The sequence below is a fragment of the Acinetobacter sp. A2 genome (assembly GCF_048537555.1).
In the GTDB taxonomy this organism is placed as follows: domain Bacteria; phylum Pseudomonadota; class Gammaproteobacteria; order Pseudomonadales; family Moraxellaceae; genus Acinetobacter.
The window spans coordinates 2075475-2088670 of record NZ_CP183239.1 but is presented as its reverse complement, the minus strand read 5'-3'; the positions used below and the strand labels follow the sequence as shown (position 1 = coordinate 2088670).

General features: G+C 41.4%; 12 protein-coding genes. 5 read left to right on the top strand and 7 right to left on the bottom strand.

Annotation, left to right across the window (positions count from 1 at the left end; genetic code table 11):
- Positions 1-29: 29 nt before the first annotated feature.
- The gene (locus tag ACNS8M_RS09960; RefSeq protein WP_168418703.1) at positions 30-659 is read right to left on the bottom strand and encodes an arylesterase; all 630 of its coding nucleotides are present in this window, start codon (positions 657-659) and stop codon (positions 30-32) included.
- A gap of 12 nt (positions 660-671) precedes the next feature.
- On the opposite strand from ACNS8M_RS09960, the gene ACNS8M_RS09955 reads away from it, so the two are divergent.
- A complete protein-coding gene (locus tag ACNS8M_RS09955; protein ID WP_168418704.1) occupies positions 672-1394 on the top strand; it encodes an ABC transporter ATP-binding protein in 723 nt (240 codons plus the stop codon).
- A gap of 1 nt (position 1395) precedes the next feature.
- Complete coding sequence (locus tag ACNS8M_RS09950; RefSeq protein ID WP_168524990.1) at positions 1396-3885, top strand: ABC transporter permease; 2490 nt, start codon at positions 1396-1398, stop codon at positions 3883-3885.
- 37 nt (positions 3886-3922) lie between these two features.
- On the opposite strand, the gene ACNS8M_RS09945 is transcribed toward ACNS8M_RS09950, so the two are convergent.
- Positions 3923-4744: a rhomboid family intramembrane serine protease gene (locus tag ACNS8M_RS09945; RefSeq protein ID WP_168418706.1), complete on the bottom strand. Its 822-nt coding sequence runs from the start codon at positions 4742-4744 to the stop codon at positions 3923-3925.
- Positions 4745-4815: 71 nt separating this feature from the next.
- Between ACNS8M_RS09945 and mtgA the strand changes: the two genes are divergently transcribed.
- Both mtgA and ppk1 read left to right on the top strand, forming a co-directional pair.
- Positions 4816-5490, top strand: coding sequence for a monofunctional biosynthetic peptidoglycan transglycosylase (gene mtgA, locus ACNS8M_RS09940; RefSeq protein ID WP_168418707.1), 675 nt, complete (start codon positions 4816-4818; stop codon positions 5488-5490).
- 133 nt (positions 5491-5623) lie between these two features.
- Positions 5624-7705 carry a polyphosphate kinase 1 gene (gene ppk1 / locus ACNS8M_RS09935; RefSeq protein WP_419224804.1) on the top strand — a complete coding sequence of 694 codons (2082 nt, stop codon included), beginning with the start codon at positions 5624-5626 and terminating at the stop codon, positions 7703-7705.
- 113 nt (positions 7706-7818) lie between these two features.
- Here the strand turns inward: ppk1 and ACNS8M_RS09930 are convergent, their stop codons facing one another.
- From ACNS8M_RS09930 to rubA, 5 genes are all read right to left on the bottom strand, one after another.
- Positions 7819-8454, bottom strand: a complete 636-nt coding sequence (locus ACNS8M_RS09930; RefSeq protein ID WP_168524989.1) for a LuxR C-terminal-related transcriptional regulator — start codon at positions 8452-8454, stop codon at positions 7819-7821.
- Positions 8455-8812: 358 nt separating this feature from the next.
- Positions 8813-9718, bottom strand: coding sequence for a LysR family transcriptional regulator OxyR (gene oxyR, locus ACNS8M_RS09925; protein WP_168524988.1), 906 nt, complete (start codon positions 9716-9718; stop codon positions 8813-8815).
- A 13-nt stretch (positions 9719-9731) separates the two neighbouring features.
- On the bottom strand, positions 9732-10670 hold the full coding sequence (gene estB / locus ACNS8M_RS09920; protein ID WP_216075476.1) for an esterase EstB: 939 nt from the start codon (positions 10668-10670) through the stop codon (positions 9732-9734).
- A 50-nt stretch (positions 10671-10720) separates the two neighbouring features.
- Entirely contained in the window at positions 10721-11899 is a 1179-nt protein-coding gene (locus ACNS8M_RS09915) for an FAD-dependent oxidoreductase (protein WP_168419321.1), read from the bottom strand.
- Positions 11900-11971: 72 nt separating this feature from the next.
- A complete protein-coding gene (rubA, locus tag ACNS8M_RS09910; RefSeq protein ID WP_004972007.1) occupies positions 11972-12136 on the bottom strand; it encodes a rubredoxin RubA in 165 nt (54 codons plus the stop codon).
- 495 nt (positions 12137-12631) lie between these two features.
- On the opposite strand from rubA, the gene ACNS8M_RS09905 reads away from it, so the two are divergent.
- Positions 12632-13174, top strand: a complete 543-nt coding sequence (locus tag ACNS8M_RS09905) for an adenine phosphoribosyltransferase (protein WP_168419322.1) — start codon at positions 12632-12634, stop codon at positions 13172-13174.
- The last annotated feature ends 22 nt before the right edge of the window (positions 13175-13196 follow it).

The window sequence follows — 13196 nt, the reverse complement described above, 5'->3', positions numbered from 1 at the left end:
CACAGCAAACAGATTGTTCTCAAAGGCGCTTACAAAGCGCCTTTGATATATGGATAAGCATTTTTGAGTAATATTGGCTGAGCTTTGGCATTAGGATGAATTAAGTCTTTTTGCATCAACAGTTTATTTCCTGCAACACCCTCTAAGAAAAACGGCAGTAGTTTGATTTTATACTGCTGACTGACCACTTTATAGTTGTTTTCAAAAGCCTTGCCATAGGCTGTGCCATAGTTTGGTGGCATCTTCATGCCAAAAATCACCACTTTTGCCTTAGCTTTTTGGCTGTGCTGAATCAGACTGGCTAAATTTTTTTGAATCATTTGTGGTGGCTGTCCACGCAAGCCATCATTACCGCCTAACTCAATCACCACAACGTCTGGACGATGGGTCTGCAGCAATTTAGGCAGGCGAGCCAAAGCGCCACTGGTGGTTTCGCCACTGACACTTGCATTGACCACTTTATGCTGTTTCGGATACTGTTGGTCTAAACGTTTTTGCAATAAGTGAACCCAACCTTGTTGTGGTTGTATGCCGTAACCTGCACTTAAACTGTCGCCCACAATCATAATGGTTTTTGCAGACAGCGTGAGCGGACTTAAGCATAGCCCAAGTAGTAGCACACGAGAAAGAACACGACTGTTTAGATTGCGATTTTGCATAATGGGAAACGTATGACTCAAAATACCGAAGAATCTAATATCATGCCACAAACCATCATTTCTGCCCAAAATTTGACACAAAAGATACAACTTGCACAAAAACAATTGACCATTTTTGAGAATTTAAACCTTGATATTCAGGCAGGCGAACAAGTGGCCATTACAGGTCGTTCAGGTTCAGGAAAATCAACCTTATTGGGTATTTTGGCAACATTAGATCAGGCCAGCAGTGGAAAATTGGTGGTGTGTGGCGAGTCGATTGCTGAGTTAAATGAAGAACAACGTGCACTTGTGCGTTTAAAGCATATTGGTTTTGTGTTCCAGTCATTTCAGTTATTGCCGCATTTGACAGCATTGGAAAATGTGATGTTGCCGCTACGTTTGCAGGAAAAATTTAAATATGCAGAAGCCGAACAAAAAGCCCTCAACTTGCTTAAACGTGTGGGTTTAGAACGACAGGCACAGCAAACACCGAAAGTACTCTCGGGTGGAGAGCAGCAACGTGTTGCCATTGCGCGTGCTTTAATTCGTGAACCCAAAATCATTTTTGCTGATGAACCAACTGGCAACCTTGATGGTGAAACTGCAACTGAAATTGAACAATTGTTATTTGAGTTGAACCGTGAATTGGGCACCACTTTGGTTTTGGTGACGCATGACCCTAAACTTGCTGCACAATGTCAGCGTCACTATGCCTTGATAGATGGTCAATTAATTGACCAGTCGGGAGGATGAAATGAATGCGCTGTTTCATCCTTTACTCAAGCAAAGCTTTAAAAGCAGCGGTGTGTATTTACTGATTATTGCACTGACTTTAGCTATTAGTGCGACGACTGCTTTAAAATTTAGTAATGAACAAATTCAAAATGCGGTGGCTTTACAGGCTGCTGAAATGTTGGCGGGTGATTTAGTCCTGAGTGACAATGAACCGATTGCACAAGACTGGCAAGATCAGGCCACAGCACAACGCTTACAACAATCGCATGTAACTGTTTTTAGTTCGATGGCACATACCCAAGACCAATTTGTGATGGTGAATGTAAAAGCCATTGATTCGAGCTTTCCGTTACGTGGTGAGTTAAGGGTGAGTCCTGCATCGGGCAAAATTCAGTCGGGTGAAATTTGGCTAAGTCAGCGCGCTATGGATTTGCTACAGGTCAAATTGGGTGAAACTGTAAATATTGCCGATGCTAGTTTTATCATCACTGCAAAAATTGAACATGACTCCAATCAGGAATTGGGCTTTTCAGGTTTTTCACCTACAGTAATTATTACACAGGCAGATGTGGCACGTACCAATGCAATACAAGTGGGTAGTCGTATTGATTACCGTTTGTTATTGGCAGGTGCAGCCCAAGATACCCAGCGGTTTGAACAGTATTTTAAAGCACATTCAGAACAAGCAGATCAGAACGAGCAGATTGAAAATACTGCTCAAAATATGGAAGAACCGAGCAGCTTAAGATTGCGTAATGCCAGTGAAGGCAACACCCGTTTAATGCGTCCAATTGCCAATTTAGATACCTTTTTGCAATTGGCCAATATCCTCACTATTTTACTGTGCGGCATTGCAATTGGTTTGACTAGTCAGCGCTATGTGCAACAAAATCAGGATCATATAGCCTTGTTACGTTGTATTGGTGCGAGTAAAAAGCAAATTTTAACAGCATATCTAGCTTTGCTTGGTTTGGTCTTACTTATTGCAATAGGTATTGGTAGCGGCTTGGGCATCGCTTTGGGTTATACTTTGCTGCAATTGATGTTGCAACTGATTCCACATTTACAGATTCAATTTTCTGCTTTGGCGATGTTGCTAGGACCATTGCCGATTGCCATGCTAACCAGTGCCGTCGTGCTGTTTGGTTTTGTTTTACCAAATTTACTGCAATTACTGAATACTGCACCAATACGGGTGATTCGTCAGCAAGACAAAAATATGCGTGCATGGTGGTGGATGCTGCTTACAGGCACACTCAGCCTGATTGTATTCTGTGTGGTGCTGACCGAGAGTTTATTGCTGAGCGCATGGGTGATTGGGGCAATTATTGGTTTGTGTATCCTGTTATATGCAGTGGTATGGGGAGTGTTAAAACTGCTGCGTAGTAGTAAGGGCAAAATAGCGGCTTATATTCGTGCACCTGCGACAACAGCATTTCAAATTACTGCATTGGCATTAGGACTCAGCTTGATTACGGTACTAGCGGTGTTACGTACCGATTTGCTCGATCGCTGGCAGCAACAGTTACCTGAAGGCACCCCAAATCAGTTTGTTTACGGTTTACCGCCTTTTGATATGCCTGAGCTAAAACAACAATTAGAGCAGCATCAATGGCACAGTACACCATTGTATCCAAATGTGCGTGGGCGTTTGGTCGCCAAAAATGATCAACCTTTTGCCGAAGCATTAATTCAACAGAGCAATACCTTAAGACGTGAACTGAACTTGACCCAATCAGACAGCTATCCTGCCGACAATATCATTGTAGACGGGCAGGCAGATTTCAGTGCTGTCGGACAGGTGTCGGTCGAGGCCAATACTGCAGCAGAACTTGGCATCCAAATTGGTGATCAGCTCAGTTTTAATTTGCCTGAAGGTATCCTACAAGCCAAAGTCATTAATCTGCGCACGGTGGAATGGGAAAGTTTTAGCCCTAACTTTTTCTTTATTTTTTCACCACATAGCATGGATGAAAATGCAGGTAGTTATTTGGGCAGCTTTTATGTGCCCGAGGCCGATAAGCCTAAACTGATTCAATTGATTCAGCAGTTTGCCAATACAGTTTTTATTGATGTCAGTTTAATTTTGGATGAAATCAAACGTATTGTGAATGTGTTGGTACAGATCATCACGATTTTAGCAATTTTGGTGAGTGTGTCCGGGCTGTTGGTTCTGGTGGCTTGCTTAAATTTACTGATGGATGAACGCAAACGCGAAGTTGCTTTGCTACGTTCTTTTGGTAGTTCTAAACAAAAACTGAAACGTATGCTGAGTTTGGAAATTGGCTTTATGGGCTTTATTGCGGGAATTGTAGCGTGTTTATTTGCCGAAGTGATTAGTGCCGTTGCCAGTTACCGTATGGATTTAATGCTACAACCACACTGGGAAATCTGGCTAATTTTACCTGTATTTATGACTGTGCTTTGTGCTGTGATTGGACGCTATCGTTTAAGTTATTTATGTGATATTCCACCACTGCAAAGTTTGAGGGAGATGAATCAGTCCTGATTCATCTCTTATTTGCCATTTCAGATTGCAATGTCGCTTATGTTGAACCTAAGCTGCGCTGCATCATGCTAAGCAACTCTTGCCAAAGTGGTTGAAGCGGGTCAATCAATTGTTGGCAATACCAATAAAAGACAGCACAAGCCACGAAGGCAATCAACATGCCAAATACTGTAAAGAATGTATTCTGTTGAGTACGTTGCCCCATGTGCCAAAGCAATGCCATTGCTGCGCCCATGAGCATGCCACCAATATGGGCAGCATTATTAATGCCGCTAATCATAAAGCCCATGCCTAAGTTCAGTGCCATCACGATGACCAAAGTTTTACGATCTAGCAAAAACTTTTGCCGTGGTAATTTTGGCAGTAAAGCGAATATAGTGAGTGCTGCTCCAAGCCCCATGACTGCACCAGAAGCACCTGCACCTACGCTAGGTAAAAGTTTAGGATTGGCAACACCTTGTTCAAGCAGGGTGTAACTGTCTTGAATACTGACATAGCCACTGAGCAGACTACCCATCAGCCCTGCGCAGAGATATAAAACTACGAAATAGGCACGCCCAAATAACTGTTCGCTGACGCTGCCAAAAATATACAACGCCCACATGTTTAACATTAAATGTACTAAACCAAAATGAAAAAACATACTGCTGAACAGGCGAATGGGTTCCGCCAAAAAGGTTAAAGGTGCATAATCAGCACCCCAGCGTATTGCATCTTGCGGGCTTGGATTGCTAATGTTCATACCGTTGAACACTTGCCATGCAAACAAAGCCACATTGACTGCAATCAGCAGTGCGGTAAACCACCACAAATGAATTTCAGGTTTATGCCGTACAGCAATCGGGGGATGTTGGGACATAGGCTTAAATAGGCTGTCAATAATTCTAAGCTTAACACGAAAAAATCACGCTTCAGGAGCAATGCACTGACATGAAAGCTTTTTTGATACGAACTTTGTTAATTCTTGTCAGCGTGGTGCTTTTGGTTCAATTATGGATTTTTACCAGCTTGGCATGGTGGCGTACACAGCCAGTGCAATCGACCATGATGATGCGCTTGGATTATTGGGCTGAACCAAGTAAACCGATCAAACACGAATGGCGTGACTATGACCAGCTCAGTGATAATTTAAAACGTGCTGTGGTGACTGCAGAAGATGGTAAGTTTATGCAGCATCATGGCTTTGACTGGGAAGGTATTCAGACTGCATTAGAGCGCAACAAAGACGAAGGTAAAGTTGTTGCGGGTGGATCGACTATTTCGCAGCAGTTGTCTAAAAATTTATTTTTATACAACAAGCGCTCTTTTTTGCGTAAAGGGCAAGAAGTGGTAGCCACTTGGATGATGGAACGTATGTGGTCAAAGCAGCGAATTTTGGAAGTTTATTTAAATTCGGTAGAATTTGGCGATAATATTTATGGTGCTGAAGCTGCGGCACAGCATTATTTTGGAAAAAGTGCCAAAAGTTTAAGTCGTGATCAGGCAATTTTCTTGGCGGCTATTTTAACCAATCCTAAATATTTTCAGGAACACCGAAATGCAGGTGCGCTAAAAGCCCGCAAACGTATGGTACAACGCTATATGCGCTATGCGGAAATTCCTTAAACAGCTCACCATTCAAATATAAATTGTGAAAATATCTATAAAGCCTAATTTTTTAGGCTTTTTTTATGAAAATGTCACAAAATTGAAGCATACTTGTAGCAATGCCAAACATTTTATAAAAGCATAGGTGGGTATGAATACGGCAACTGGCGCGACTCCTGCGCAAACAGAATATACATATAATGATCGCTACATTAACCGCGAACTTTCTATTTTAGACTTCCATTTGCGTGTGCTTGAGCAAGCTGTAGATCCATTGCATCCATTATTGGAGCGCATGAACTTCCTGTTGATTTTTTCGCGCAACCTAGATGAATTCTTTGAAATTCGTGTAGCTGGGGTCATGGAACAATTGGATTTGGGCAATGAAAGCCGTAGTCCAGATGGTTTAACACCAAAGCAGGTGTTAGATCAAATTTCTAAAACCGCACATGCTGCCATTGAGCACCAGTACCGTATTTTAAATCAGGAAATTTTGCCAAAATTACGTGAAGAAGATATTTGTTTCTTGCGTCGTGGTGAGTTAACCCCAGCACAATCGGCTTGGGTGAAAAAATATTTCCAAGAACAAGTTGCGCCTGTACTGACTCCAATTAGCCTAGACCCAGCCCACCCATTCCCACGTTTGGTCAATAAAAGCCTGAACTTTATTGTGACGCTTGAAGGGAAAGATGCGTTTGGTCGTCAAATTGATTTAGCGGTTGTGCCTGCGCCACGTTCATTACCACGTGTTGTACGCTTGCCAGATGAACTTACAGGCGGTAAAGAGCATCACGTGATGCTTTCTGCGATCATTCATGAACATGTGTCAGACTTGTTCCCGGGCATGACAGCAACAGGTTGCTATCAGTTCCGTGTGACACGTAATGCAGATTTGGCTTTAAATGAAGATGTTGAAGACTTGGCCAAAGCTTTAAAAGGTGAATTGAACTCACGTCGTTTTGGTCGTGCGGTGCGTTTGGAAGTCACACACAACTGCCCGAAACCAATTTACGAATACTTGCTGAATGAATTCGATCTTGAAGAAGAGCAACTCTATAAGGTCGATGGCCCAGTGAATTTGGCACGTTTACTGTCTAATTTTAAACGCCCACATTTACGTTATGATTCACATACACCTGCCATTCCAAAGGTGCTAAAAAAGTCTGAAAATATTTTTTCAGCAATGCAAAAACAGGACATCCTGATACATCATCCGTTTGAATCTTTTGCACCAGTGATTAACTTGCTGCGTGAAGCCGCACGTGACCCTCAAGTACTAGCGATCAAACAAACCTTATACCGTAGTGGAGCAGACTCAGAAATTGTGCAAGTCCTTGCAGAAGCTGCACGTAATGGTAAAGAGGTTACTGCGGTGATTGAGTTACGTGCACGTTTTGATGAAGAATCTAACATTGCCGTGGCCAATGTACTCCAAGAAGCGGGTGCTGTTGTGGTATATGGCATTGTGGGCTATAAGACTCACGCCAAAATGATTTTGGTGGTGCGCCGTGAAAACAACAAATTGGTGCGTTATGTGCATTTAGGCACAGGTAACTACCATGCAGGCAATGCGCGTATCTATACAGACTATGGCTTACTGACCACAGACAAAGAGCTGTGTGAAGATGTGCATCGTATTTTCCAAGAGCTGACAGGCATGGGCAAAATGGCAAAACTGAAAAAGTTATTGCACGCACCATTTACCCTGCATGCACAATTGGTCAATTATATTGATGAAGAAATTGCCAACGCCAAAGCGGGCAAACCTGCACAGATTATTGTGAAAGTGAATGCATTGACCGAAATGCAACTGATCAATAAGTTATACGAAGCGTCTCAGGCGGGTGTGCAGATTGATTTAATTATTCGTTCAATTTGCTGTTTGCGTCCAGGTTTACCAGGGCTTTCTGAAAATATTCGTGTGCGTTCAATTGTGGGGCGCTTCCTTGAACATACCCGTGTATATTATTTCTCAAATAATGGTAATCCACGTATTTATTGCTCAAGTGCGGACTGGATGGATCGCAACCTCTTTAACCGTGTCGAAGCATGTTTCCCGATAGAAGATCCTGCATTGAAAAAGCGTATTTATGAACAAGGTTTGCTGACCTATATGCAGGATAATCAACAGGCATGGTTATTACAAGGCGATGGTACTTGGGTGCGTGCTCAACCTGCAGAAGGTGAAACGCCTCACAATGCGCAGCGCTTACTCACTGACAGTATTGTTTAATTCAAAACTTTAAATCAAAATCTGTAAAAAGAGCGATGTTGAACATCGCTCTTTTTTGATCTGAAATTATTTTTATTGGCTCTAGTAAATTGATCTACATTTCAAATATAAGTTTAAGCAAAACAGCAAGTGGCATCATCCACGTTCATGATTTTACGATAAATGCTTTTGACGTAACCATGCACTAATTGTTCTGAGGCATTTAAATTTTCTGCCACTTGTTGTGAGGGCATACCCTGACCAGAAAGCGCTAAAATATCATGCTCAGTTTTAGACAGTGCTAGGGAATGACCCAGAGAAATGATGTGCTGTTCGCATGCTAAGATTTCATTTGCAAGGGTGCGATCAAGCGGAGAGCCGCCCCGTAAGATGGTACGAATCTGCATTTGCATTTCTGCAAAACTCTGATCACAAAAGACATAGGCAGAAATACCTAAGTGAATCGCCTGTAACAATTGTTTGGGCATATTCGAGGGTAATACGGCAACCACTAATGTGTCTTTACGAAAGTGTTTTAAGTTTTGAATAAACTCAATATCTGCTTTTGACCAATCTTGCAGATTAATAAACACAATATTGGGTAAGTGATGCTGCACCATGAGAGTTGCATGCTGTAAAGAAGTACTGCTTAACAGTAATTCTTCTGGGTAGCCAAAATTCATTAAAATATCGCTTAAGTCGTTTAACTGCTCGACGGAATGATCAATCAGTAAAACAGGCACAGGCAAAATCAGATCTCTATGAATCATTGCAAGTACTCCTGTTTTGCTCAATGAAAAAATCTTGATTCTTAATTAACGCTATTTTGCAAAATATTAGGGAGTCTGAATATCCTTGAATATAGTGATTTTTAGCAAAAAAGGTAAATATAAATAATTGTTGTTGCGTATGTTTTTCTAAATATTGTAATTATGTGAGTTGTGTAACAATAATAGGATTCCTTTTAAAGATTTGCACCTAAATATGCAAAAATCAATAAAACAGCAATTTTTTATTTTATTTATATTTTTAAATCACTTAAATCCATAAAAAGGATTGGTGTTTGATAGGTATTATAACGAAGAATAAAAAAGGAGCCGTTTAGGCTCCTTGATTACAACAGCATTTTTATATTGTAGTTTGAGTGATCTTTTGTAAAATTTGTAGCAAAACGTCAAACTCACTGTGTAACGGTGTGCTTTTACGTGTTACCAAAGCTAAAGTACGGCTTGGTGCGGCTTCAATGCTTTTGATTTGTAAATCTGGATTCGATTTAATCATGGCATTATGAATTGCAATTTCAGGTAATAGGGTAAAACCTAAATTTGCAGATACCATTTCAACCAAGGTTGGTAAAGAGCTGGCTTTTAAACGGTGATCATTTTTGCGCTCACCAATTGGGCAGGCACTTAAAGTGTGGTCACGTAAGCAATGGCCTTCTTCAAGCAACATGAGGCGTGATAAATCCAGATCATCTAAAGAATTGGCCTGAGCTGATTTTTGGTCACCCTTGTGATAAACCAAGAATAAGTCTTCTTTCGAAATTTCAGCGACTTTTAAACCACGCGTATCGAATGGTAGTGCTAACACCACCATATCTAAATTGCCATGTTCCAGTTTTTCGACAATTTTCTCGCTTTGAGCTTCGTGCAAATGTAGCTGAATTTTAGGCAGTTGTTTATGCACTTCATCTAACAACTGCGCCAAAATAAACGGAGCAATGGTTGGAATTACACCGAGGTGTAAATCACCCGTGAGGGGTTCACTCATTTCACGGCTTAAACGCATTAAGTCCTGTGCATCTGCGAGCAGAACACGGGCGCGTGCTACGACTTGTTCACCCAATGGGGTTAAACGTACATTCTGTCGATCACGTTCAACTAAAACGCCGCCAAGAAGGCGCTCTAGTTCCATGATCCCGCCCGACAAAGTCGACTGAGTTACAAAAGAACGGCGAGCCGCTTCTGTGAAATGTAACGTTTCAGACAGTGTAACGAGGTATGACAGCTGTCTTAAAGATGGTAATGCAGCCATAGTGTCCTAATGATTATGATTTAAAGTGGTGAGCAAACAGTCCACTAAGATGAGGAATAAAGTGTGGGGGAATATCATGCCCCATTCCTTTAATTAACTCAAACTTAGCGCCCGGAATCGCTTTCGCAACAGCTTTACCATGCCCTGGTGGGAGCAAACGATCCTGCGAACCATGTACCACAAGGGTAGGGTGCTGAATTTGTTTGTCCAGTTGTAGCAACGAGCCTGTACATAATATTGCTAAAAACTGTTGAAGTACACCCGCTGGATAATAACTTCGTTGATATAATTTACGTGCGGTTTGCATGGCTTCGAGTTGGTTCACGTAGCCAGGTGAGCCTATCACCTTAAATAGTTTCAAACTATGATCAACAATACCATTTTCATCCTGCGATTTTGGTCTTTCTAGCAGACTGAACAGTTGTTTAGGAAAGGGTGGTGGTAAAAAAGGCTGATTGTTGCTGGTAAATAATAAGCCTAAATTATTCACTTTATCTGAATATTTTGCTGCAAGGATTTGCGCAATCATGCCGCCCATTGAAGCACCGATGACATCAGTCTTTTCAATGCCCAAGCGCTCTAAAAGTAGCGCTGCATCTTCCGCCATGTCATATAAATTATAAGGCGCGCCTTGGTTTTGTAGCCCTAAGCTAAAACGCCCCATCATTTTATAGGTATTTAGGCGTGGGCCTTTATGGCGAATTTTTGACGACAAACCAATATCCCGGTTGTCATAGCGGATCACCCGATAACCCTGATCAATTAAAGATTTACAGAAGAAATCGGGCCAATACAACATTTGCGCACCCAGCCCCATGATCAGTAAAATTGGCGGATCTTCAGTCTTACCGCCAATTTCGACATGCAACTCAATTCCATTGCCTAAATCGACCTTGGTTTCGTGCATAAATGCCGTATAAGGCGAAGTATTAAACTGAAGTGCGCTATTCATGTTGTTGTCCTCATTCAAGGCAAAGCCGAAGCCTTGCCCTTATTATTATTTTATTCTGTTATTGGCAATAAGTCTGGCACTAATTTAGTCAAACTCAAGCGTTGTTTAGCCGCAGTTGCTCCTAAAAGTACAAAGCCACGCAGGGTGTCAGTTTGGTCATAAGCTCTAGCAATCATGCCATCATCAAACTCTTCAGTATGCCAGTTCACATCTACCCCAAGTGGTGCAGGTAAAACAGTGAGTGGTGCAGCTGGTGTTTTAACCGCAACAGGCATGGCAGGGTAGTGCACCTGTGTGGTTTCACCATTTAAGGTTTTAGCTAAGGCACGTGCCTGCTGCATAATTGGCATTACATATGGCAAAAGAATTCCATTCACTTCGGCACAGTCACCCACTGCATAGATATCAGCTTGGCTGGTTTCGAGTTGTGCATTGGTCAATACACCACGGCTGGTTTCAATGCCTGCAGTTTTGGCCAGTGCAATATTCGGTTGTAAGCCAATTGCAGACAGAACGACATCGGCAATTAAAGATTGACCGCTGGTAATCGTCACTAAATAGTCGTCATTTTTAATTTTTGAAACTTTTTCAACAGTTGTGCCAAGTACAAAGTGAATGCCTGTTTCTTCTAAATTTTGTTTAAATGCGCTGGCAACATAATCAGGTAGTAAACGCCCAAGAGGTTGGGGCGCAAGGTCAATCACCGTGACTTGATGACCTGTTTGCTGTAAGTCGTTGGCAAATTCACAGCCAATTAAGCCTGCGCCTAAAATCACGACACGTTTGTCTTGGCGTTGTTCGAGCTGTTGGCGGAATGCTGTGTAATCACTTAAGTTATTTACAACATGAATGTCATCGCTGCCATCACCTGCAATGGCTAAACGTACAGGGTTAGCGCCCACTGCTAAAATCAGTTTGGAATAAGGCTGACGGCTGCTTACACCATCTTTTTCAATTTCGAGTACATGTGCTTCTGCATCAATCGCTTTTACCCAAGTCTGCGTTGCAATGCGCATATTGAGTTGGCTTGCCATTTTCTCTGCATCGCCCAAGGCAATTTGTGCAGGTGCTTTATTGCCTGCCAAAGCATTAGACAAGGTTGGTTTCGCATAGTTGGTGGCATCGTCTGCGCAGATCATGAGTAATTCATGTTCTGTATTGAGTTTACGGAATTCGCGAGCAACAGTATAACCTGCCATGCCTGAACCAATAATAACGATAGGATGCATAGGGTGTACTCCAAATTAGGGCATAGAAATAGGCGTTAAAAAAAGACCATGCGGCATGGTCTTTTAATGGTCTTAAACTTCAATCATTTCAAAGTCCGCTTTTGAAACGCCGCAGTCTGGGCAAGTCCAGTCATCAGGAATATCTTCCCACAATGTACCTGCCACAATACCGTCTTGAGGCCAGCCTTCTGCTTCGTCATAAATCCATCCACAAACGATGCATTGATATTTTTTCATTCAATTCTCCATAAACCGATCTTTAAATTTCTAGATCAGCAAAAACTTATCTACGACCAGATACATGATATGACTTTTAGTATATCTATTTGATTAAATTTTTACGCAGTTATACGGCTAAAGTAAAGTAAATAAGCGATTTTAATGTGCTGCACAGCAGATTGAATAGCAGCTGAGGACAAAACTCGACTGAAAAAGCCTGACTTGCCTTATTTTCTACAATGAATCAGGTGGTTTTATTGTGGAAAATTCATCTTATTTGGGTTTTTGTAGTTATTTAAGACCTTGGTCGTACAGAATATTAAGCGTGATTTTGATATTTTATAATTGAATTTCTATATGTTTAAATCTTTAAAACAATATATATCTAATTAAATCAATAATTTGTTTATTTGTTGGGTGCTGTGAATACTTGTCTTGCCGATTTGATCACTAGCCTTAATTGAAAATAAACGTTAAAATTCAACCATTCTTTAGTCACATTTCTGATCTTCCATGAGCAATTTGTCTACTTTTTTGTGGTCGCATATTCGTACTGTTCCTCATTTCCCAAAACCAGGCATTGATTTTTATGATTTAACGCCGTTGTTTATGAATAATTTGGATTCATTAACAGATGCGTTAATTGCCAGTATTCCTGCAGAACAATTGGCCGAAGTTGAAAGCTTTATTGCAGTTGAAGCACGTGGTTTTGTGTTGGCAAGTTTGTTGGCACAACGTACAGGTAAAGGTTTAGTACTTGTACGTAAAGCGGGTAAATTGCCGCCTCCAGTGGTAGGTGTAGGTTATAGCTTAGAATACGGTTTAGACCGTTTAGAAATGGCTGCCGATGTAAAATCACAAAAAGTGATTATTGTAGATGACGTACTGGCGACTGGTGGTACTTTAAAAGCAGTAAAACAATTGGCAGAAAAATGTAAGCATCAAGTATTGGGTGCAAGCATTTTCCTAGATTTACCAGATTTGCATAAAGATTTAGGTTTAGAGATTTGGTCTGTGTTAGACAACAAATCTAAACCTGAGCAAGCGGTGGCGTAATAGAAATAAGCATCGCTGCATT

What these genes read in the sequence shown, in the direction of transcription:
- ACNS8M_RS09960 (WP_168418703.1), bottom strand. Translation starts at nt 659, where the DNA reads ATGCAAAATCGCAATCTAAACAGTCGTGTTCTTTCTCGTGTGCTACTA.
- ACNS8M_RS09955 (WP_168418704.1), top strand. Translation starts at nt 672, where the DNA reads ATGACTCAAAATACCGAAGAATCTAATATCATGCCACAAACCATCATT.
- ACNS8M_RS09950 (WP_168524990.1), top strand. Translation starts at nt 1,396, where the DNA reads ATGAATGCGCTGTTTCATCCTTTACTCAAGCAAAGCTTTAAAAGCAGC.
- ACNS8M_RS09945 (WP_168418706.1), bottom strand. Translation starts at nt 4,744, where the DNA reads ATGTCCCAACATCCCCCGATTGCTGTACGGCATAAACCTGAAATTCAT.
- mtgA (WP_168418707.1), top strand. Translation starts at nt 4,816, where the DNA reads ATGAAAGCTTTTTTGATACGAACTTTGTTAATTCTTGTCAGCGTGGTG.
- ppk1 (WP_419224804.1), top strand. Translation starts at nt 5,624, where the DNA reads ATGAATACGGCAACTGGCGCGACTCCTGCGCAAACAGAATATACATAT.
- ACNS8M_RS09930 (WP_168524989.1), bottom strand. Translation starts at nt 8,454, where the DNA reads ATGATTCATAGAGATCTGATTTTGCCTGTGCCTGTTTTACTGATTGAT.
- oxyR (WP_168524988.1), bottom strand. Translation starts at nt 9,718, where the DNA reads ATGGCTGCATTACCATCTTTAAGACAGCTGTCATACCTCGTTACACTG.
- estB (WP_216075476.1), bottom strand. Translation starts at nt 10,670, where the DNA reads ATGAATAGCGCACTTCAGTTTAATACTTCGCCTTATACGGCATTTATG.
- ACNS8M_RS09915 (WP_168419321.1), bottom strand. Translation starts at nt 11,899, where the DNA reads ATGCATCCTATCGTTATTATTGGTTCAGGCATGGCAGGTTATACTGTT.
- rubA (WP_004972007.1), bottom strand. Translation starts at nt 12,136, where the DNA reads ATGAAAAAATATCAATGCATCGTTTGTGGATGGATTTATGACGAAGCA.
- ACNS8M_RS09905 (WP_168419322.1), top strand. Translation starts at nt 12,632, where the DNA reads ATGAGCAATTTGTCTACTTTTTTGTGGTCGCATATTCGTACTGTTCCT.